The organism is Comamonas odontotermitis (assembly GCF_014207855.1).
GTDB lineage: Bacteria > Pseudomonadota > Gammaproteobacteria > Burkholderiales > Burkholderiaceae_C > Comamonas > Comamonas odontotermitis_A.
In genome coordinates this window covers 104,184-124,528 of sequence record NZ_JACHKZ010000004.1, presented here as the reverse complement: position 1 = coordinate 124,528, position 20,345 = coordinate 104,184, and the positions used below count along the sequence as shown (strand labels likewise).

Here is a 20,345-nt window from a genome sequence, read left to right as displayed (position 1 = left end):
GCATGTTTTCATGAGCGATATTGCATTGCCGCTGGCAGCGCAGGTGCAGCAACAACCGGATGGTGACTGGGCGCCCGCTGAGGGCCATGCTGTCCACGCCTGGATAGGGCTGGGCGCGAACCTGGGCGATCGTGGCCTGGCGATGCAGCAGGCACTGGCGCAATTGGCGGCCACGCCTGGGGTGGCGGTGGAGCGGGTGTCGTCGCTGTACGCGAGCAAGCCGGTGGATTCGGATGGGCCGGATTATCTCAATGCCGTGGCCCAGCTGGTGACCCGGCTGCCCGCCCATGCATTGCTCCTGGTATTGCAGCAGCTGGAGCAGGCGGCAGGTCGTGAGCGCCCTTATCGCAATGCACCGCGCACCCTTGATCTGGATTTGCTGCTGTACGCCAGCCGCGAGACGGTGGTGAACCTGCCCGATCTGCTGGTGCCGCACCCGCGCATGTGGCAGCGCGCCTTTGTACTGTTGCCACTGCAGGAGTTGCAGCCTGCCTGGGTGAGCGATGCGCAACTGCAGCCGCTCCTGGAGCAAGGCGTGGCGCGTGCAGAAGGACCGGCCTGGGCGCTGCCTGCATAGCATCCATCCAGTCCGCAGACAGCAAAATGGCGCCGGAGGTGCGTGGGCGGCGTTGTTGATGCCCCCCTCGATGCAACCCGCGGCGCCATTCCTGGATGGACAGATGGGTGACAACAGCCAGGAGAAAGCCTGGAGGAAAGCATCCTCCCCTTCCCCCGCTGCAGTGGCGATCAGTCCACCTTGGCGCCGGACATCTTCACCACGGATTCGTACTTGTTGCGCTCGGCCGCCATGAACTTGTCGAACTGCGCTGGCGTAGTGGGCACGGGCTCGGCCATCAGACCGGAGAATTTGGTCTTGGTGGCCGGGTCTTTCAGCGCATCGGTAAAGGCCTTGTTCAGGCGGTTGATGACATCGGCAGGCGTGCCGGCCGGTGCCACCAGACCCCACCAGGTATCGATCTCGAAACCCTTGAGCGTGTTTGCCAGTGGCTGCACGCCGGGCAGCATGGGGCTCTCGTGCAGGCTGGTGACTGCCAGCGCCTTGAGCTTGCCGCTGTGGATATTGGCCGATGCTGCGGCGAGATTGTCTATGTTGAAATCCACTTCGCCCGACAACAGGGCCAGCTGCGCAGGGTTGGCGCCCCGGTAGGGCACGTGCACGGCAAAAATACCTGCCTGGCGTTTCATCATTTCGCCTGCCAGATGGCCTGCGCTGCCATTGCCGCCGCTGCCGTAGTTCAGTTTGCCGGGGTTCTTCTTGGCATAGGCGATCAGATCGGCTGCGTTGCTGATGCCCAGGTTTTGCGCACGCTGGGCGTTCATCACCAGCACATTGGGCACACGCACCATCTGCGTGATCGCGGCAAAATCCTTGCCAGCATCAAAAGGCATCTTGCTGTAGAGCCATGGATTGACGGCATGGGTGGCCGTGGCGGCCAAGCCAATGGTCAGCCCATCGGGCGCTGCCTTTGCGACGATGTCGGCGCCGATATTGCCGCCTGCTCCCGCCTTGTTGTCCACCACCACGGTGCCCAATTGGTCCCGAACCCTCTCGGCCAGGATGCGTGAGGTCACATCCAGCGGACCGCCGGGTGCATAAGGTACCACCAGGCGGATCACGGGTTCTGCAAATGCGCCTGGCGCTGCCAGGGTGGATGCGGCCAGCACGGCCGACAACAAGAGGTTTCTGCGTTGCATAAGGTGGTTTCCGGTTTAAAAAAGAGAGCTACTGGCTATTGTTGGTATTGATTTTCAGTATATTTTATTTCTGAAAATCAATATGGGTAAGCACTAGCAGCTATGGTTTTTTTATAACGCCTTGTTTTGCTTGTCTGCTTCGGTCACAAATGAGTCAGCATGGAACGCATCATCGGGCAGTTGGCGTTGGGCGGTAAAGCTCGCACGCGCCGAGTCCACCACGATGGGCGCGCCGCAGGCATACACCTCGTAGCCTGACAGATCGGCAAAATCGTCCAGCACGGCCTGGTGCACAAAGCCGGTGCGGCCACTCCAGCCGTCTTCGGGAAGGGCATTGGATACCACCGGCACGTAATGCAGGCCGGGCATTTCGGCGCAGCGGGCGTTCACCCAATCGCTCATGTACAGATCCTGCGGTCGGCGGCCACCCCAGTACAGCACGGCGGGGCGGGTAATGCCCTTGTGTTGCAAATGCTCAATCAGCGCCTTGATGGGCGCAAAGCCGGTGCCCGACGCGAGCAGCACCATGGGCTTGTCGCTGTCTTCATTGAGGTAGAAGCTGCCAAACGGGCCTTCGATGCGCAATATCTCGCGCTCCTTCATCGCGCCAAACACGTGGTCGGTGAAGAGGCCGCCGGGGGTGTGGCGGATGTGCAGCTCCAGCCCGGGGCCGGTGTCCTGCTGGTGCGGAGCCACGGCCATCGAGTATGCGCGGCGCGCGCCGCCTGCCAGCAGGAATTCGATGTACTGGCCCGCGTGGTAGCGGAAGGTGTCTGCTGCAGGCAATTGCAGGCGCAGCTTGATCACATCGGGCGAGAGGCGTTCGAGCGACTGCACGCGCACCGGCATCTTCTTGACCGGGAAGGCGCTCTCGTCGGTGACATGGCGCGATTCGATCACCACATCGCTCGTTGGCACAGCGCAGCACGGCAGGATCAGGCCTGCTGCTTCTTCCTCGGCGCTCAGCGCGCGGTCGCTGTGGGGGCCATGGACCACGGTGCCGCTGAGCTTCTTGCATTTGCAGGAGCTACAGGCGCCGTCCTTGCAACCGTACGGCAGGCCCACGCCGCTGCGGATCGCGGCAGTCAGGATGGCTTCAGAGGCTTGGGTGGCAAATGCGCGTCCGCTGGGGAGAACCGAGATTTGAAACGCGCTGGGAGAAGAGCTCATCGCACCAAAATTCCTTCGACACAAAACAAGGGCGCCCACGAGCGCCCGAACCTGAAACCATGGGGATGTTGTACCGGCACACCGCATGGACCGATGCGTGGCATGCGTCACGCGGTAGACTGCGGGCCGGATGCAGCCATTGGAGGTCATGGGCCGCATCGCACAGACTGTAAGAGCGTGTTTCTATTCCCCCGAAAAGCTTATTGTGCCTTCAATTCAAAAACCGCAGCGCGTGCGGCGTGTACCACGTGCGCTACCCTCGCGCTTCAAGCGACAGCGTGTTCTGATCATCGGCTGCGGCGATGTGGGCCAGCGCACGGCCCGTTTGTGGCGACCCATGGAGCGCCGGATTTCGATGGAACTGCCCGGTGGCGCTCAATCAATAAGCGCTGATGTACCAGATTTGATAGCAGAAAAAGGTGCGCAGCCCCATCACCGCCTACCCCTGGTACGGGCGCTCACCTCGTCGCCCGAGAAGTGCGCTGCGCTGCGCGCGCAGGGCATTCTGCCGCTGCAGGGCAATCTTGACGATGCGGCCAGTCTGCGCCGGCTGGCAGGGTTGGCGCAGCGCGTGGTGCATCTGGCGCCGCCTGCAGCTATTGCATCGACAGAAGGCGAGACTGTGGCCAGCGTGCTCGATCAGCGCACCCGCCACCTGCTGCGAGCCCTGGTGCGCCGGGCCAATAGCGCGCCAGCACTGGTGTACGGATCGACCAGTGGTGTGTATGGCGACTGGCAAGGCGCCTGGGTGGACGAGGCCCGGCCCTTGAGGGCCACCACCGCGCGTGCGCTGCGGCGGGTGGATGCCGAAAGCCAGTTGCGAGGCTGGGCTTTGCGCTTTCAGGACAGCGGCGCGCGGGTGCATGTGTTGCGCATTCCCGGCATCTATGCGGGCGACCGCGAGGGCGGCACGCCGGTCGCCCGTCTGCTGCGGGGCACCCCCGCATTGCGGGCGGAAGACGATGTTTTCACCAGCCACATCCACGCGGACGATCTGGCGCGTGCTGTGGCGCTGGCGCTGTGGCGCGGCAAGCCGCAACGCGCCACCAACGTGGCAGATGATTCGGCCTTGCGCATGGGCGATTATTTCGATCTGGCTGCTGACCTGTGGCAATTGCCTCGCCCGCCGCGCATCAGCAGGGCGGAAGCGGCGCAGCAACTGAGCCCCGTATTGCTCAGCTTCATGAGCGAATCGCGCCGTGTGGCCAACCGGCGTATGAAGACGGAACTGGGCCTGAAGCTGCGCTACCCCACAGTGCAGCAAGGCCTGGCGGCAGCGTTTCAGCTGTCAAAAGATTTACCAAAAAAATAGCTTATGGCGCTCTACAGATGAGCGCCATAAGCTATCAATAAGGGATCGATTTTCTTGTCAGCAAGCTGCGCTGCCGCCTTGGCTGCGGCAGTTTCGCGGGTTGCTGGGCTGCACGGGGCGGGGAGCCGTCTCGCCAATCTGGCCGCGCGGGTGCGAGTAGCCTTGCGAATCCACGCACTTGAACACATCGCAACGGGTGATGGACGGGGCAGGTTGCACTGGCTGAGGTTGGGGCCGAGGCGGATGTGGGCGCCCATGGGGATAGCGATCCCAGTAATCGTCGGTGACCACGGTTGTCGATGGTGCCGGGCGACTGGCTTCCAGGCGGCCATAGGCTTCCGGGCCCATGCAGTCGAGTTCCATCTGGCGCTTTGCCGCATCCAGCTGCGCCTGGCTGCCCATGCTGCGATCCGTTGCAGCAGCAGAGGCGGCGTTGTAGCGCTCGCGTGACTGGTGGCAGGCGGCCGAGTTGGCGTAATCGGGGCGTTGGCGGCCTTGGCTGCGGGTGGCGGCGTTCTGGGCGGTGCGCTCGTCGGCTTCGAGCTTTCGCTGCTCCAGCTCCTGCTCGCGCCTCTCTGCCTTGGCGCGCAGTGCTTCGCGCTCGCGTGCGCGATCCTGGGCCAGTTCCTCATCGGTCTTGCGGCGCTCGATCTCGGTGGCGCTGGTGCCTCGCGCGCATTCACCGTCGGTATAGGTGACCTTGCCCGTAGCGGGGTCTGTGCAGCGGGTCACCTGTGCCTGCGCGCCATGGGGTCCTGCCAGCCACAGGCTGGCTCCTGCGAGGATGGCCAGTGCCCAGCCTTTACCTCGCAAGGCGGTAGGGGCGGCGGGATGCGATGCAGAAGGCGGGTGCATGGTTTTCAATGTCCGTGCCGGGTGATAGGGGCAAAAGGCGTAAAAGGCGCGTCAGCGCTGCCACTGCGGTGGGCGGGTTTCGCGGTAGCCTGGGGTGAAGCGGCTGCCGCCACCGCTGGGGCGCGATGGGCGCACGCCGCCGCCATCAATGGGGCGGCCAATGTTCGCGCCCGTGCCAGGAGAGACGTAGCTGGGGCGGTTGCCATGGTTGGGCGGGCGGTCATACCCTCCGTGGCCTGGGCGGTAGTAGCCGCCGCCAGGACGGTAATAGGGGCGCCCGCCGCCATACACATAGGTGGGCGAGCTCTCGATCACCAGGGACGATCCGCCGTAGTAGGGATAGCCGCTGTAGCCATAGCCATACCCGCTGGAGTAGGTGGAATAGGCGTCACCGGTGTAGTAGGCGCCATCGACGGGTGCGACGACGCAGCCCGTCAGCAATGCGGCACCGGCGATGGTGGCCATCAGGGTGCCCAGTCGTGCGATAGTCATGTTTCGTTTCTCCTGGTGGCTCGACGGCGGCGAAACCACAAAATCTGTCAATGCGGGAGGGGGCTTGTGCCCTGCCGCACCTGTTTACCTCTCAGCAAGGGTGCGATGGCACGTTGATGGTATCGCTGCCGGAGCGAACCTGGTCGCGGTAGCGGGCGCAATCGGCCTGTTGTTGTGAGCTGCTGCCAAAGCGGCTGCGGTTGTTGTCGCGTTCGCGCTGCTGGCGTTCGCGGTCACGATCTCGGGCCTGGCGATCGAGCTCTCGGCGGCGGTCTTCATCACGGGCGCGCTGATCCCGGTCGCGGTCACGCGCCTGGCGGTCACGATCACGTTCGCGTTCACGGGCCTCGCGTTCACGTTCACGCTCACGTTCGGCACGCTGGCGATCACGCTCGCGTTCGCGGTAATAGCGGTCGTCGTAATAGCCATCCCGTACATAGACGGTGTCCGCTGGGCGGTTGTAACCATAGCCATACCCGCCATCCCCATAGTAGCCATCGCTGCCGGTGGCAACGCAGCCGGTCGCGGCAAACAATGTGCCGGCTATAGCAGCCATACTGAGCAAGTGACGACGATTCATACTGTGGAGCCTTTCATGCGGACAAGGGCGGCGGTGTCAGGGGATGGAAGCCGCCCCGTTAAATACCTCCATGCTAACTGCTGGGTGCGAGGTATGGCGAACATTCGCCCATGTATGTAAATACGCTTGAACACCACAAGGGGTTGACCACCTGAGGCCAGGAGCCGGTGGTTTTGCCTATCTTTACAGAAGCGTGTGCGTGGCAGATTGCATACAAATGATGCGTATTGACGCCCATTCAATGGGAATTGGTGCGCAAAAGCTGTTCGATGTTGCCGGTGCGCCATCGCGTTCGATGTTGCATGGCAGCATTGCGCTTTGCCGTGCCATGCGCGCGTCGCTTATATGCGATTTCGCCGAGGCTGTGTCGCTTTTTTTACAGGAATTCTCCTAATATCGGTGCAGGGCTTTGCGGGACAAGAATCTGGTTCACGCGATCAAAATCTGCGCGGCGGTGGCATGGTGCCATCAGCGGCGCAGCGGGGGATGGCGATCTACTACAGATGCACTTGATGGAGTATTACGCAATGGACAAAGGTATCAAAGCAGCAGTGGCAATGATGGTGGCCGGCATGGCAGTTGCTGCTGGCGCGCAGGAGGTGGTGAAGATCGGCACGATGAGCCCGCTGTCCGGCCCACAGGCCCACTATGGCAAGGACAACGTCACCGGCGTGCGCTTTGCCGTGGATGACTTGAACGCCAAGGGCGTGACAATCGGCGGCAAGAAGATCAAGTTTGAAGTGGTGGCTGAAGACGATGCTGCTGATCCGAAGCAAGGTACAGCGGCCGCACAGAAACTGTGCGACGAAAAGGTGGCTGCCGTTGCTGGTATTCTGAACTCGGGTGTGGCCATTCCGTCGTCCAAGATCTTCAACGACTGCGGTGTGCCTTTCATCACTGGCGCAGCCACCAACCCTGAGCTGACCCGCCCGGCCTACCCCGGCGTGTTCCGTATCATCGCCAACGACAACGCGCTGGGTGCTGCGCTGGCGGGCTATGCAGCCAATACGCTCAAGCTCAAGAACGTGGCCGTCATCGACGATCGCACCGCTTACGGCCAGGGCCTGGCCAACGTGTTCAAGAAGGATGCCGAATCCAAGGGCGTCAAGATCGTCGCTTCCGAATTCACCAACGACAAGGCCACTGACTTCATGGCCATCTTGACCTCCATCAAGGCCAAAAAGCCTGATGCGATCTTCTATGGTGGCATGGATGCGCAGGCTGGCCCCATGCTGCGCCAGATGGTGCAATTGGGCATGACGAACGTGAAATTCTTCGGCGGCGACGGTATCTGCACGGCTGAACTGGCCAAGCTGGCGACCGGCACCAAGACGCTGGAAAACGTGGTGTGCGCGGACGGCGGTGCTTCGCTGGCCAAGATGCCAGGCGGTGTCGAATGGAAGAAGCGCTACGACGCCAAGAACCCTGGTGTGTTCCAGGTCTACAGCCCATACTTCTACGATGCGACCATGCTGATCGTCGATGCCATGCAGCGCGCCGATTCCACCGATCCCAAGAAGTACCTGCCTGAGCTGCGCAAGTCCGAGTACAACGGCGTGACTGCCAAGATCGCCTTCCAGGACAACGGTGAGTTGAAGGTGCCTCTGTACACCCTGAGCCACTACATTGCAGGCAAGAAGACGCCTATCGGCGAATAAAGCCTTCCAGCGCAAGAGAACCACAACCCGCTTCGGCGGGTTGTTTCGTTTCCCCCTGTGCTGACCGCTCTTGCGTGCTTAGAACACGTTCTTAAAACCCGGGCGACAGTGGCTGCATGTTGTGCCGCCTACAATGCCAGTGTCACTCTTAGAGCGTATTTACGATCTTCTCGCGATTGCATTCCAACGCGGCAGCGGTAAACACGTTCTTCGGGATGCACAACATTCTCAGGGCGGGGTGTAATTCCCCACCGGCGGTATCTGTGGCCAGCAATCTGTTGGACTGCAGCAGCCCGCGAGCGCCTGGCAGCCAGCATGGCCGCCGGGGTCAGCAGATCTGGTGAGACGCCAGAGCCGACGGTCACAGTCCGGATGAAAGAGAATCGCGTGCGCCCCATGGCGCCTGCATTGCCGTTGCGCGGCATGCGGGCGTGTGGTGCGTTCGCGTGCCCTGATTCAGGTCAATTTATTGGATACACACCATGAATCAGATGTCCCCCGTTTCCTATTCCATCGGCAAGGCCCAGCGGCTGGCCATTGTCAGCGCGCAGTGGCATGCCGACATCGTGCACCAGGCGCGTGATGCGGCTGTCGCCCAGCTGGCCGAACTTGGCTGGAAAAAAGACCAGATCGATCTCATCGATGTCCCCGGCGCCTTCGAGATTCCGCTGATGCTCCAGCGCCTTGCCGAGAGTGGCCAATACGCGGGCCTGATGGCTTGTGGGCTGGTTGTCAACGGCGGCATCTATCGCCATGAATTTGTGACCACAGCGGTCATTGATGGCCTGATGCGCGTGCAGATGGATACGGGTGTGCCCGTGTTCTCTGCCGTGCTCACCCCGCGTGATTTCCACGACTCGCAAGAGCACCACGATTTCTTCCACCAGCATTTCGTCAAGAAAGGCACTGAGCTGGCCCGCGCCTGTGCCGCTACGGTTGAGCTGCACCGCTCGCTGGAGGTGCAACACACACCCAAGGCGCAGCCCCTGCACAGCCTTGCTGCGTAGGCCGGGCGAACAGCGGCGAACACCAGCGGCCGAATCGTAGACGGGCGAATGGGAGAGACGCCCAAGGCGCTTCAGGAAGCTTGAGGCCAAAGCCGCAGGCCAGAGCTTTCTGCTGGCCGCTTTCTACGACGTCTACGCCGCTGCTCCATAGCTTCCCGGCAGGCGATTGCTTGCCTGGGGACGTAGTCTTTCATGGCCGCGCTGACTCTGACGATTCCTTTTCTCCCGAACCTCGGAACATAGATTCACTTTAACCATACAAAGACAGATAAATTTGCATTTCTCTTTGCATAAAGGTTTCGCCATTTGATCCACGGCAATGATCAATGGAGTGTCGGAAATCGATAATGAAACTTTATAGGACGAGAGATATGAACGGTAAATTTCTAGCAATTTTAATTATTGGTTCCAGCTTGGCTGGTGGTATTGCACGGGCCGAAGAGAATCCACTGGGTCCGCTTGCAAAAATGGTAGGTGTTTGGGAAGGGGATAAAGGTAATGATATTGCCCCTGCACAAAAATCGACTGGCGCTATTGGTTCACCTGCTGTGAGTCCTTATTTTGAGCGCATTTCCATTGTGCCCGGCGCAGGAGCCACCAACGCCAGCGAGCAAGAGCTGGTCACGGTGCAATACCACCAGGAAGTATTTAGAAAATCAGACAAGCAGAAATTCCATGACCAGGTCGGTTATTGGATCTGGGATAAAAAATTCAACACAATTCTCCATTCCTATTGCGTACCTCGTGCAGTTTGTATTACTGCCGAAGGCAAGTTGGAAGATCAGAATAAATTTGAAGTCGGCACCGATCGGGCCATTGCTGAAAGCATTTTCATGAAAAGCAACGGTACAACCCGTATGTTCAGCATGACGATGGCAGTCAATGGTGACGACATGAAATACAACCAGACGACATTGACCACCATTTATGGCAAGGATTTCAGCCATTCTGACAGCAATACGCTCAAGCGTGTAAAGCAATAAAAGCAGTAAAACGATTAATGAAAGCGGTAGAAGCCACTCTCTTCAAAGGAGGGTGAATCAGGCAACTTCTGCATTCCGGCCTCCATTTGCCCTTAGTTTGTGTTGGGCGCATGGAGGCCATTTTGCTGAACGCGCTCTGGTGGTTTTTCATTGTCTCCGGGTAGCGGCGGCGATGGCTTGCGTCTGATTCCAGCCTGCATGCGTTGTGCCGGTGGCGGCATTCGTGATCGCATGGCAGTGACGGGGCTCGCACCTACGGCATTCTGTGGATCGCATTGTGTTTCTGGTGCCCGCAGGTACCCCTTCAGAGAATCCTCTTCGTCGTTCACCATCCTCTCCGGAGGCTTCCGATGCAGCATGGCCTGCGGTTGCCTCCTATCTGTACAGACACTCACACCAACGGCAGGCTGCCGGGGCGAGAGGCATCGCACCAGGAGATGAACGTTGGTGCGAGCACCGCCAAAGCGATGGCGATAGAGACACCGAGGTAGTGACAGGGCCGGCCCGTGCCTATGGGAACAGGAATACAGCAGGCGTTTTTCGTCGCCAGCGGCGCAGATTCGCCGTGCACACTGGCGGGCTGGCTCAGATAATGACGAGTATCAAGATTGTTTGCGTTCCCCAACAGTAATCGGGACTCGGGGGCGTTGCCCATGTCCCAAGGAGCCTCATCGCATGCGATTTTCGCCTTTCCCCGAGGACGCCCCTGACGCCCCTGAGAAATCGCATCTGGATCATTCGCCGGGGTCTGGCCATGAGCGGCGCTCCATTCTGCGCACCTGCATCTGGCTGGCTGCCGGATACAGCGTCGCCATCATCTTTCTCACAACAGTGATGCGCGGCTTTCTGGGGGGTGAGCGCTACGAGCTGACTGCCGCCCGAATGATGCTTTTTGCCCTTGCTCCGGTGATGATCGTGGTGGTATCCCTGGCCTTGCTGTGGAGCAGGGGCCGCAGCCTTCGCACGATGGCTGCCCAGTCTGTGGCACTGTCGCTGGGGGCTGCATGTATTTTTGGTCTGCTGGACCAAAGCCTCAATGTGTACGAGTCGCAGCAGGTTGCATTTGATGTGCGCGATTTCAGCTACAACATGCTGTACGGATCGGCGCTGGTTTTTGGCTGGTGCTGCCTGCTTGTGGCCTACCTCTTCAGTGCAGATTTGATGGAGCGCGAACGGCGCATGCACGCCTGGCGCGAAGAGGCCATGAATGCGCAAATGCGCGCGCTGCGCTATCAAATCAACCCGCACTTTTTGTTCAATACCATGAATTCGCTGGCCGGGTTGATGGAAGAGCGGGCTGTGGATCAGGCGCGGACGATGCTGCTGTCGTTTTCCAGCTATCTGCGTGCCACGCTCACGCTCGATCCTTCTGCGGATATTCCTCTGGAGGAGGAAGTTGCCATGCAGCAAGGGTATCTGGATATTGAGCGCGAACGGTTTTCCGATCGCATGCAGGTGACGGTCGATGTACCAGCATCGCTGGGGAAGGCGCTGGTGCCTGCGCTGGTTTTGCAGCCTTTGGTGGAGAACGCGGTCAAGCACGGGGTCTGCAGCATGCAGGGCCCGGTTCAGATTGTCGTGAGCGCATGCGCTCACGACAACCAGTTGCGGCTGGTGGTGGAGAACGACTTTCTTCCCCCTGCAGGCCGGATGAGTCTTGGCACAGGCATTGGCCTGATGAATGTGCGTGAGCGTATCGCGTTGCAGTTTCCTGCAAGGTCTGCACTGACTACGGAAACCGTGAATGAAGGAGGGCGGTTTCGCGCTACCGTTTGTCTGCCTCTGCGATGGGGTTGACGCGGTGAGCGCAGACTGTTTTGCTGGAGAGGCAAAAAGGGCTTTTGTCGGCATGGGCAGGGCATGCGTCAATTTTTGGCACACTGGCGAGCCGCTTTGCGCCTTGGCGCAGCGGCTTTTTCATCGCCAGGCCGCCCTTGGAAGGGCGACTGCCGCGCAAGGCGGGCAGGTTGGCGGCTCTTTTTGCAATGACTGAATCTTCTCCTTTGACTCGCCAGCAAGCCTGGCTGGGTGTGATCGCCCTGGCCATGGGCGCTTTTGTCTTCAATACCAGCGAATTTGTACCGGTGGGCCTGCTCAGCGACATCGGCGCGAGCTACGGTATGACCACGGAGCGCGTCGGCCTGATGCTGACTATCTATGCCTGGATCGTTGCCCTCACTTCGCTGCCATGCATGCTGCTGACCAAGAATGTCGAGCGTCGCAAGCTGTTGATGGGTGTGTTTGCCTTGTTCGTCGTCAGCCATGGCGTATCTGCCATTGCGTGGAACTACCCGGTACTGCTTGCAAGCCGCATGGGCATTGCACTGGCGCATGCGGTGTTCTGGTCCATCACCGCGTCACTGGCCGTGCGTATTGCGCCTGAAGGCAAAAAACCCCAGGCGTTGGGATTGCTGGCCACGGGAACGACCCTGGCCATGGTGCTGGGCATACCGCTGGGCCGCGTGGTGGGTGAAGCCCTGGGCTGGCGAACTACCTTTGGCGGCATCGGCCTGGTTGCACTGGCGGTGATGCTGGTGCTGTGGCGTCTGCTGCCTCTGCTGCCCAGCGAAAACGCAGGTTCGGCCAAGAGCATTCCGATGCTGTTCAAGCGCCCAGCCCTGTCTGCCACCTATGCTTTGCTGATTGTGATGGTGACCGCGCAGTTCACCGTGTACAGCTATATCGAGCCTTTGATCCAGCGTGCGGCTGGCCTGTCCAACGATGTGACCACCTGGGTTCTGCTGCTGTATGGCGGCATGGGCATTGTGGGCAGTGTGCTGTTCGGCGCTGTGGGTCTGCGCTGGCCGCGGGGCTTTCTGCTGGCGGCCATGGCTGTGCTGACGGCCTGTCTGTGGCTGCTGCTGCCCAGCGCGCAATGGCCGCTGGCACTGTATGCGGTATGCGCCGTGTGGGGCGTTGCCATGCTGTGCATGGTGTTGCCACTGCAGGCCAAGGTGCTGCGTCTGGCTTCGGACGCCACCGATGTGGGCATGTCGCTCTTCTCGGGTCTCTTCAACGTAGGCATTGGCGCTGGCGCCTTGCTTGGTAGCCAGATCGGCACGCACTGGGGCCTGCAGTACCTGGGGCCGGTGGGCGGTGGTATTGCTGTGGCCGGGGTGCTGTGGTGCGCTTTTGCCAGCTGGTACTGGGTGGGTACCTTTGCGCCAAAGCCGCAGCGTTGACAGTGTTGAGCTAACTCCTGACAGTCTCCGGCACCACCAGCTTGCGCGCTTTGCGTGCCAGGTCGATGAATGCGCGCGCAGCGGGCGAGAGCTTGTCAAAGCGCAGAGCCGCAAGCGCGATTTCTCTGCGGCGGGGCGGCTCCAGGCTGCGGTAGGTGATGCCATCTGGCGCCTCCGGTAGCGCCAGGCGGGCCGCCATGGTGACCGCATTGCCTTGCGCGACAAAGCCCATCATTGAGGAGAGTTGTTCAAACCGAAACAGGGTTTTGGGCACGGCGCCTTCGCTTGCCAGGAAGGCATCGATATACGGGCCCGAGCCCGCAGAGGTGCGAATGAACGGCAGGCCATGAAAATCCATGGCGGAGATGGCCGTCTTGCCGGCCAGGGCATGTGAGGATGGAAGCACAGCCACCAGCTCATCCTCTGCGAGGGGCAGGGTGTCAAATCGATCGTCGGGCAGCACGACAAAGCCCAGCTCCACGCGCCGCGCGAGCAGCCATTGCACCACCACGCTGTCTTGCGCTTCTTCAATCTGCACTTCGACGTATGGATGGGCCTGCTGGTAGCGTGCCATGAGCCCGGGCAGCAGGTGCAGCGAGGAAGTGGCGCCAAACGAGGCGATGCGCAGGGTTCCGCGTGCAATGCCGCGCTCTGCAAGGGCTTCCTGCTGCAGGGCGTCCTTTTGCTGAAGAATGTCATTCGCACGGGTGAGCAGCCGTGTGCCTACATCGGTCAAGGTTGCAGCTGCCCCTTCGCGGTCGAACAGGCTGGCATCCCATTCCATCTCCAGTTGCTTGATGGCATGGCTGACCCCACTCTGGGTAATGCCCAGGGCCGTGGCGGCGCGGGAGAAGCTTCCCATCCGGGCCAGCATCGAGAAGATTTCCAGTTGCGCAAATGTCATGAGTGTTTGCTCATTTGATGATGAATGAAGATAAGTGAATAGTAGCGTTCCATGAACGCATCACGGTATTCCACACACTGGTGTCTGGTTGGCATGGCTGCCTTATGGGGCGCTTCCTGGCCCTGGGGGCGGGTTGTTGCACAGGCCATGCCGCCGCTTGCAGCGGCCAGCTTGCGGTTTCTGCTGGCCAGTGCAGTGCTTTTGCTGTGGCTGCGCCGCAGCGGGCGCATTGGCGCGTTGTGGGCCCTCGGCTCGCGGCAGTGGATGGGATTGGCATGCGCTTCTGCCGTGGGCGTGCTTGGGTATTCGGTGTTCTTCATGCTGGCGCTCCAAACCGTACCGGCGGGCAAGGCGGCGATGGTGGTGGCACTCAACCCGGTACTGACCATGCTGTTTGCCGTGTTGTTGTTCCGCGAAGCCGTCAGCATGCCCATGTGCCTGGGCCTGGTGCTGGCCGTGACCGGTGCGCTGTATGCGCTCAGTGGCGGATCTTTGGTTTTCTTGCCATCTTCGGCCGCTGGCGCGGGGGAGTTGCTGCTGCTGGGCTGCGCGGCTTGCTGGGTGGCCTATACCTTGATTGGGCGGATGGTGCTCGCCCGTGTCGATCCGCTCACCACCACGACCGTGACAGCCGCCATCGGCGCCGGACTGTTGCTGGCTGCAAGTCTGGTGCTGGAGGGGCCTGCGGCGTGGCGGAGTCTGGCGGATGCGCCTGCACAGGCGTGGCTCAGCATCGCAGCGCTGGCACTGGGTGCCACGGCACTTGCCTACGCCTGGTATCTGAACGGTGTGAAAGTGCTGGGGGCTGGAGCCGCCGCAGCCTATATGGCGCTGGTGCCTTTGTTCGGCATGGTTTTTTCCAGTTTCTGGCTGAATGAGCCCTTTACCGCATCGCTGCTGCATGGCGGCGCCTTGGCGATCCTGGGCATGCTGCTGATGAACTGGGGCCATCACCGCATGGAGAGCCGGGCGGGCAAACCAGTGCGGTAGTGCCCATGGTTCATGGCATGGCCAATGGTGCAAAGTGTGCCTGCAGTGCCGCCAGCGCGAGGCGAACGCGCGCGGGCAGGGCGTGGCGCTGCGGCGTGATGGCCCAGATGTCCAGGCTGCCGCAGTCCCAGTCGGGCAGCAGACGCAGCAACTGGCCGCGCTCCACGGGCTCGGCAACGTCCAGCGAAAAGAGCCTGGCCAGGCCCAGGCCTTCACTGCACAGCTGCTGCAGGCCTTGTTGCTGGTTGCAGATGATGCGCGGCGTGGTGTGCAACTGTGCACTGGTTCCCGTGGCCAGGTGCTGCAGGCGCAGCTCTGTCACCAGGGTCTTGCCGGTGTTGCGCACGATCCACGGCAAGGTCTGCAGTTGCTGAGGATGCTCGGGTAGCCGGGCTTGCGGGCCCAGCAGGCTGGGCGCCGCGCAGATCCACCAGGGCAGGCGACCCAGCGGGCGGGCCACCCAGCTGGAATCGGGCAGGCTGCCCAGGCGCACGGCGAGGTCAATGCGCTCCGAGACCAGATCGGTGTGCGCGTCGTCCAGCAGCAACTGCAGACGCAGTTGCGGGTGGGCATGCAACAAGGGCGCCAGCGCGCGGCCCAGTGGGGCGGCCAGGCCCAGCACGGCGGCAATGCGCAGCTCGCCCACTGGCTCTTCGCGTTCGGCTTCCAGCTCGGCGCGGGCCTGGCGGGCTGCCTGCAACATGACGGCGCATTGCGCATAGAAGCGTTGTCCCGCTTCGGTCAAGCTGTGCTTGCGGGTGGTGCGCTGCAGCAGAGGCAAGCCCGATTGCGCTTCCAACTGCCGAATGTGCTGGCTGACGGCCGATGCTGTCATGCCCAGAGTGCGCGCGGCGGCACTCATGGAGCCTTGCTCCACCACGGTGGCGAACACGGCCATGCGATTGAGGTCTTCCATGGGGTAATTTTGAAGTAGAGCTAAACAATCATTGCAGAAATTGATGAATTATCAAATGAACGGTCGCAATCTACAGTAGAGGCCTACGCACACCACTGGCGCACCAGACGCCTTCTTTTCATTTTGACCAAGGAATTCACCATGCAAGTCGCACTGATTGGCGCCACCGGATTTGTAGGCGCTGCCGTATTGAACGAGCTGCTGCAACGCGGCCACGAGGTGGTGGCGCTTGCTCGCCAGCCCGAAAAAATCGCCGCACAGCCACACCTGAAAGTGGTGCAGGCCGATGTGATGGACGCCGATGCCGTGAAAAACGCAGTGGCAGGCAGCCACGCCGTGCTGAGCGCCTACAACGCGGGCTGGACCAATCCGCATATCTACGACGATTTCATGCGCGGATCGCGCGCCATTGTGGAAGGTGTCAAGGCGGCGGGCATCAAGCGCTATCTGGTGGTGGGCGGCGCGGGCAGCCTGTTCGTCAACGGCCAGCAACTGGTGGATTCGCCTGAGTTTCCTGCTGCCATCAAGCCAGGAGCCAGCGCAGCGCGTGACATGTACACCGAGCTGCAGAAGGAGCACCACCTGGACTGGACGATGCTCAGCCCTGCCGTGGGTTTTCATGGCGGGTCTGCGGCGCAGGCGCAGGGCCGCACGGGCCACTACCGCTCCGGCAAGGATGAGCCCCTGATGCAGGCGGGCGGGCAGGTCGGGGATATCTCGGTGCAGGATCTGGCGGTGGCCCTGGTCGATGCGTTGGAGCAGAACACGCATCTGCAGCAGCGGTTTACCGTTGCCTACTGAGAATCAGTCGCTGATAGATCACAAAATTAGCTGCTGGCGCCTGTCCGTAAAGCGCCAGCAGCTATTGTTTTGGTAGCTTCAAATGTTCTTCAGAAACTGCGCGATGTGCAAGAGCACCTGCTCGGGCATCTCGCGGTGCGGCATGTGGCGCGCGCCGGGCAGAATTTCGCAATGTCCGCCGCCGCCAGCGAGCCGGGTGATGCGGGCGGGCTGGGCGGCAGAGCCATACTCGTCGAGCTCGCCATGCAGCGCCAGCAGCGGGCTGCTGAGCCGGGGCAGGGTGCTGTCGAGCGACCAGTTGGCAAAGGCGGGGCTCAGCCAGGTTTCGGTCCAGGCGTCCACCACCCAGCGCGCCTTGTCACCATGGTATTTGGCCAGGCGCGCCAGCTGCTCAGACTCTTGAAACCGGGCGCGGGCCTCGCGGATGCCTGCAAGCGTGTGCGACTCCACCAGCGCCTGCGCGGCGATGGTGATCACCGCCCGGCATTCGCTGCCGGCGCGCGCGGCAATTTCCGCCGCCATGCCGCCACCCACGCTGTGGCCCAGCAGCACGTAGCTTGCCAGTTGCAACTGTTCGCGCACGGCCGGAAAGTACCGCACGGCTTCCTGCGCCACAAAATCGAGATCGGGCAGACCATCCCTCGCGTCTGACTGGCCAAAACCCAGCCGGTCATACGCCACCACCCGGCGGCCTGTGGCCTGTGCCAGCTGGGCCGGAAAATCCCGCCACAGGGCGACGCTGCCCAGCGACTCGTGCAGCATCACGATGGGCGCGCGGGCTTCGCTGCCAGAGGGCGTCCATGATTGCGCAAAAAGCCGTCCTTCAGGGGCGTTGATCCAGTGTTGCTGGGTGGCGATGGTCGTCATTGCAAGTGGCTGTGCGCAGAGGCATGCAGGGTGGGGCGAGCGGCGACCGGAGCGGACACCGGGGCGGATGTGTCTGCCGGGTAGACGATGAATTCAAGCTGCATCTGCGCCTGGGCCGGATCAGTCCAGCGGTAGGGCAGGTTATGGATCTGGCATTCGGGCATGCTGCCTATCGGCCAGGCAGCCCACCACCAGGCGTCAGGTGCCGGAGTTTCGGTCGATACCTGCAGCAGCGGCAAACCTTTCGCACGGGCCCGCTCGGCCTTGCGCCAGGCGCAGCCGAGGTGAAAACCGGGGTCATCGGCATCGCAGACCACCACTTTGGCCTGTGGAAAGAGCATGTGGAGCACGCCGCCTGTGGTGTGGTGTTCGGCCAGAATCACCCCATGGCCGTCGAAGCCGGCATTGCGCAAACTGGCGGCGATGGCATCCAGCTGCCAGTTCAGCCGGTCGCCATTGCCTCGCTGGGCATCGCGCAACGGCGCCAGCATGGCAATCGCGCACATCAGCACCAGGATGGTCAGGCACGCCGTCAGATAGCGCCGCGCGCCTCTTGCGTTGTTACCCGCCTGCGGCCAGCGCGACAGCGCCCACAGCGGAGCCATCAGCAGCAAGGGCTGGATCCAGCGGCCATCGAATTTGGAAGCGCCTGCCAGCACCATCAACGCCAATGCCCCCACCACCACGATGGCGTAGTGGCGCAGCAGAGGCTCCACCCAAGGCAGGGAGCTGGTGTGCTTGCTGTCAGCGGATGCGGCGGGTGCAGCGGGTGCTTTCCAGAATTTACCCAGCGTATAGGTCGCCATCAGCAGCCAGGGCAGCACTGCCAGTAGCAAAAAGGCAAGCAGATCGCCTGAGCCCGTGGCCAGGCCGTGCAGGCGTGAAGGCGTGTCGGCGGGGTGCAGTTTGTCGAGCGTGGAGCCGCTGGCCTTGTCCCAATGCTCCAGCACCCACCACGCATGCGGGGACACCAGCACCACGGTGACCAGCGGCGCCAGCCAGAAGCCACGTGACAGCAGTGCGCGGCGCGGGGCTGGCACGGTCAACGCCGCGGCCAGCAGGGCAACGGCCACCAGGACAAAGCTGTACTTGGACAGAACCCCCCAGGCCACTGCCAGACCGATCCATACAAAGCCCAGCGGGCGAGGACTGCGGATATGGCGCAGCACCAGCCACCAGGTGCAGGCAATTGCACAGGTCAGCATGACGGTGTGGGTTTGGTCGCGCAGCAGTTGCCAACCAATGCCTGGCAACCAGGCCAGGCCCGCCGTCGCCAGCCACGCGGTGCGCTCGGGCAGCACCTGGCGTGCCGCCAGCAGCATGAACACAAAGGTCAGTGCGATCAGGGAGTTCTTGACCAGCCCCACTGCCAGGGTGGTCGGCCCCAGTACAAGGTTCACCGCCCATTGCAGCCAGGTATAGAGCGGTGGCTGCGGCCCATAGCCCAGCCGCAGCCGTTGCGACCAGACCAACTGCTCGTTCTGGTCCCACGAGACAGCGGAAGACATCCACAGCCGCGTCATGATCACCAGCAGGGCCAGCGCGGCAATCCACAGCCAGGGCGCCCGGCTGGGCGCATGCGCCGTGGTTCCGGAAGAAGCACTCATTGCCAAAATACAGTCACCATCTGATAGCTCATCGTGATGCCTTGATCATATCGGGCTTGGTGCAGGCGCTGAATCACTCTTGTTTTTATAGCGGCTTGTATTTGTTGGTACTGCACTACGTGGCATTTGTTAGAACCAGCGCGCTACAAGTGGCATCAGCAGCGCCGCCAGCAACACCTGCAGACTCAGGGCGAGGCCTGCGTAGGCGCCGGCGTCGGCGTTTACCTGCAGGGCGCGCGCGGCACCAATGCCATGCGAGGCGGTTCCGAGGGCAAAGCCACGGGCGACCCAGTCCAGATCACTGGTGCCCACACCCAGCAGCTTGAAAAGGGCCCGTGCCGAGAGCGCACCGACCAGGCCGGTCAGCACCGCAAACACGGCGGCCAGTGCTGGCACGCCGCCGATTTTCTCTGCCACCCCCATGGCGACCGGCGCAGTGACCGATTTGGGCGCGAGCGAGCGCAGCACCTCTGGGGTCAGGCCCACGGCCCAGCCCGCAGCCACCGCGACGATGGCCGCCGTGGCTCCCCCGGCCAGAGCGGCGAGCAGAAAACGGCTCCAGCTGCGCTGCAGTTCGGCGCGCCGCTCCCACAGCGGAAAGCCCAGCGCCACCACGGCAGGCCCCAGCAGAAAGTGAATGAACTGCGCGCCTGCAAAGTAGGTGGGATAGGACACGCCTGTCACCATCAGGGCAGAACCCAGCACCACCACTGACCAGAGCACAGGATTGGCCCACGGCGCCTGGCCGGAGCGCACATACAGCGCCTGGGCCAGCACATAGACAACGAGGGTGGCCGTCAGGCCGAACAGCGGCGCAGACGACAGGTACACCCAGAGCTGAACGAAATCAGGCATCGCCAGACTCCTTCTGGTTGCCTGCAAACTGATCTCGCATCAACACGCGCACCAGCAGCACGGTGACGGCCATGCCGGCCCAGGTGGACAGGGCAATCACCAGCATCAGCTTGAGCCCATAGTTGCGCAGCAGATCGAGGTGGGTGATGACACCCACACCCACCGGCACAAACAGCAGCGACAGGTGCGAGAGCAAGAAGCGCGCCGTGGCCTGTACCGGCTCGCGCACCAGGGGTACACCCAGTGCCACCACCAGGAGCAGCATGCCGACCACCGGGCCGGGAAACGGCAGGTTCAGAAGGCGCGCCAGCGCTTCACCAGCGAGTTGCAGCACAAGAAGCCAAGCCATTCCTTGCAGTGCTTGCATGGGAGAGAGCCTTTCAAAGTGAAGAATCGAATCTGATGGGTCAGGCTGCAGCGCAAACAGGCTTTGCCTGCTTGCGTAGCATA

Annotated in this window: 22 protein-coding genes and 1 riboswitch; of the genes, 10 read left to right on the top strand and 12 right to left on the bottom strand. The window is 61.9% G+C overall.

All coding sequences use genetic code 11. The features are described 5' to 3' along the window. Positions 1-10 precede the first annotated feature (10 nt). On the top strand, positions 11-577 hold the full coding sequence (gene folK / locus HNP33_RS05030; protein ID WP_184705932.1) for a 2-amino-4-hydroxy-6-hydroxymethyldihydropteridine diphosphokinase: 567 nt from the start codon (positions 11-13) through the stop codon (positions 575-577). Between the two features lie 170 nt (positions 578-747). Here folK and HNP33_RS05025 read toward each other — a convergent pair whose 3' ends face one another. Together HNP33_RS05025 and HNP33_RS05020 are read right to left on the bottom strand one after the other, a co-directional pair. After that, positions 748-1,716, bottom strand: coding sequence for a Bug family tripartite tricarboxylate transporter substrate binding protein (locus tag HNP33_RS05025; protein WP_184705930.1), 969 nt, complete (start codon positions 1,714-1,716; stop codon positions 748-750). Positions 1,717-1,827: 111 nt separating this feature from the next. Further along, positions 1,828-2,886 carry a CDP-6-deoxy-delta-3,4-glucoseen reductase gene (locus HNP33_RS05020; RefSeq protein WP_184705928.1) on the bottom strand — a complete coding sequence of 353 codons (1,059 nt, stop codon included), beginning with the start codon at positions 2,884-2,886 and terminating at the stop codon, positions 1,828-1,830. A 205-nt stretch (positions 2,887-3,091) separates the two neighbouring features. Between HNP33_RS05020 and HNP33_RS05015 the strand changes: the two genes are divergently transcribed. Next, positions 3,092-4,198 carry an NAD-dependent epimerase/dehydratase family protein gene (locus HNP33_RS05015; RefSeq protein ID WP_325064909.1) on the top strand — a complete coding sequence of 369 codons (1,107 nt, stop codon included), beginning with the start codon at positions 3,092-3,094 and terminating at the stop codon, positions 4,196-4,198. A 57-nt stretch (positions 4,199-4,255) separates the two neighbouring features. Here the strand turns inward: HNP33_RS05015 and HNP33_RS05010 are convergent, their stop codons facing one another. From HNP33_RS05010 to HNP33_RS05000, 3 genes are all read right to left on the bottom strand, one after another. After that, on the bottom strand, positions 4,256-5,053 hold the full coding sequence (locus HNP33_RS05010) for a DUF4124 domain-containing protein (protein WP_184705926.1): 798 nt from the start codon (positions 5,051-5,053) through the stop codon (positions 4,256-4,258). A gap of 51 nt (positions 5,054-5,104) precedes the next feature. Further along, on the bottom strand, positions 5,105-5,545 hold the full coding sequence (locus HNP33_RS05005; RefSeq protein WP_184705924.1) for a hypothetical protein: 441 nt from the start codon (positions 5,543-5,545) through the stop codon (positions 5,105-5,107). Between the two features lie 91 nt (positions 5,546-5,636). Then, positions 5,637-6,125, bottom strand: coding sequence for a hypothetical protein (locus tag HNP33_RS05000; RefSeq protein WP_184705922.1), 489 nt, complete (start codon positions 6,123-6,125; stop codon positions 5,637-5,639). Positions 6,126-6,342: 217 nt separating this feature from the next. Here HNP33_RS05000 and HNP33_RS04995 point away from each other — a divergent pair, with 217 nt between their 5' ends. The 4 genes from HNP33_RS04995 to HNP33_RS04980 all read left to right on the top strand — a co-directional run bounded on the left by HNP33_RS04995 (position 6,343) and on the right by HNP33_RS04980 (position 9,773). Beyond that, on the top strand, positions 6,343-6,519 hold the full coding sequence (locus HNP33_RS04995; RefSeq protein WP_221451993.1) for a hypothetical protein: 177 nt from the start codon (positions 6,343-6,345) through the stop codon (positions 6,517-6,519). A gap of 133 nt (positions 6,520-6,652) precedes the next feature. Further along, positions 6,653-7,783 carry a branched-chain amino acid ABC transporter substrate-binding protein gene (locus tag HNP33_RS04990; RefSeq protein WP_184705918.1) on the top strand — a complete coding sequence of 377 codons (1,131 nt, stop codon included), beginning with the start codon at positions 6,653-6,655 and terminating at the stop codon, positions 7,781-7,783. Positions 7,784-8,003: 220 nt separating this feature from the next. Beyond that, a riboswitch (FMN riboswitch) is annotated at positions 8,004-8,171 on the top strand. Positions 8,172-8,265: 94 nt separating this feature from the next. Beyond that, entirely contained in the window at positions 8,266-8,790 is a 525-nt protein-coding gene (locus HNP33_RS04985; RefSeq protein ID WP_233464394.1) for a 6,7-dimethyl-8-ribityllumazine synthase, read from the top strand. A gap of 371 nt (positions 8,791-9,161) precedes the next feature. Continuing rightward, positions 9,162-9,773, top strand: a complete 612-nt coding sequence (locus tag HNP33_RS04980; RefSeq protein ID WP_184705916.1) for a heme-binding beta-barrel domain-containing protein — start codon at positions 9,162-9,164, stop codon at positions 9,771-9,773. Between the two features lie 391 nt (positions 9,774-10,164). Here HNP33_RS04980 and HNP33_RS04975 read toward each other — a convergent pair whose 3' ends face one another. Continuing rightward, positions 10,165-10,428 (bottom strand): hypothetical protein, encoded by a 264-nt coding sequence (locus HNP33_RS04975; RefSeq protein WP_184705914.1) that lies wholly within the window; start codon positions 10,426-10,428, stop codon positions 10,165-10,167. A gap of 20 nt (positions 10,429-10,448) precedes the next feature. Here HNP33_RS04975 and HNP33_RS04970 point away from each other — a divergent pair, with 20 nt between their 5' ends. Together HNP33_RS04970 and HNP33_RS04965 are read left to right on the top strand one after the other, a co-directional pair. Beyond that, positions 10,449-11,570, top strand: a complete 1,122-nt coding sequence (locus HNP33_RS04970) for a sensor histidine kinase (RefSeq protein ID WP_184705912.1) — start codon at positions 10,449-10,451, stop codon at positions 11,568-11,570. Between the two features lie 188 nt (positions 11,571-11,758). After that, entirely contained in the window at positions 11,759-12,955 is a 1,197-nt protein-coding gene (locus HNP33_RS04965; RefSeq protein ID WP_184705910.1) for a sugar transporter, read from the top strand. A gap of 10 nt (positions 12,956-12,965) precedes the next feature. On the opposite strand, the gene HNP33_RS04960 is transcribed toward HNP33_RS04965, so the two are convergent. Next, entirely contained in the window at positions 12,966-13,859 is an 894-nt protein-coding gene (locus tag HNP33_RS04960) for a LysR family transcriptional regulator (protein WP_184705908.1), read from the bottom strand. 51 nt (positions 13,860-13,910) lie between these two features. Here HNP33_RS04960 and HNP33_RS04955 point away from each other — a divergent pair, with 51 nt between their 5' ends. Beyond that, the gene (locus tag HNP33_RS04955; RefSeq protein ID WP_184705906.1) at positions 13,911-14,849 is read left to right on the top strand and encodes a DMT family transporter; all 939 of its coding nucleotides are present in this window, start codon (positions 13,911-13,913) and stop codon (positions 14,847-14,849) included. A gap of 10 nt (positions 14,850-14,859) precedes the next feature. Here the strand turns inward: HNP33_RS04955 and HNP33_RS04950 are convergent, their stop codons facing one another. Next, positions 14,860-15,765: a LysR family transcriptional regulator gene (locus HNP33_RS04950; protein ID WP_184705904.1), complete on the bottom strand. Its 906-nt coding sequence runs from the start codon at positions 15,763-15,765 to the stop codon at positions 14,860-14,862. A 141-nt stretch (positions 15,766-15,906) separates the two neighbouring features. On the opposite strand from HNP33_RS04950, the gene HNP33_RS04945 reads away from it, so the two are divergent. Continuing rightward, positions 15,907-16,566 (top strand): NAD(P)-dependent oxidoreductase, encoded by a 660-nt coding sequence (locus tag HNP33_RS04945; protein WP_184705902.1) that lies wholly within the window; start codon positions 15,907-15,909, stop codon positions 16,564-16,566. 78 nt (positions 16,567-16,644) lie between these two features. Here HNP33_RS04945 and HNP33_RS04940 read toward each other — a convergent pair whose 3' ends face one another. The 4 genes from HNP33_RS04940 to HNP33_RS04925 all read right to left on the bottom strand — a co-directional run bounded on the left by HNP33_RS04940 (position 16,645) and on the right by HNP33_RS04925 (position 20,262). Next, positions 16,645-17,433 (bottom strand): alpha/beta fold hydrolase, encoded by a 789-nt coding sequence (locus tag HNP33_RS04940; protein ID WP_184705900.1) that lies wholly within the window; start codon positions 17,431-17,433, stop codon positions 16,645-16,647. Further along, complete coding sequence (locus HNP33_RS04935) at positions 17,430-19,040, bottom strand: glycosyltransferase family 39 protein (protein WP_184705898.1); 1,611 nt, start codon at positions 19,038-19,040, stop codon at positions 17,430-17,432. The genes HNP33_RS04940 and HNP33_RS04935 overlap by 4 nt, the downstream gene beginning before the upstream one ends. 129 nt (positions 19,041-19,169) lie before the next feature. Then, positions 19,170-19,895, bottom strand: coding sequence for an LrgB family protein (locus tag HNP33_RS04930; RefSeq protein WP_184705896.1), 726 nt, complete (start codon positions 19,893-19,895; stop codon positions 19,170-19,172). Beyond that, entirely contained in the window at positions 19,888-20,262 is a 375-nt protein-coding gene (locus HNP33_RS04925; RefSeq protein ID WP_184705894.1) for a CidA/LrgA family protein, read from the bottom strand. Before HNP33_RS04925 ends, HNP33_RS04930 begins: the two co-directional genes overlap by 8 nt. Positions 20,263-20,345: the final 83 nt, after the last annotated feature.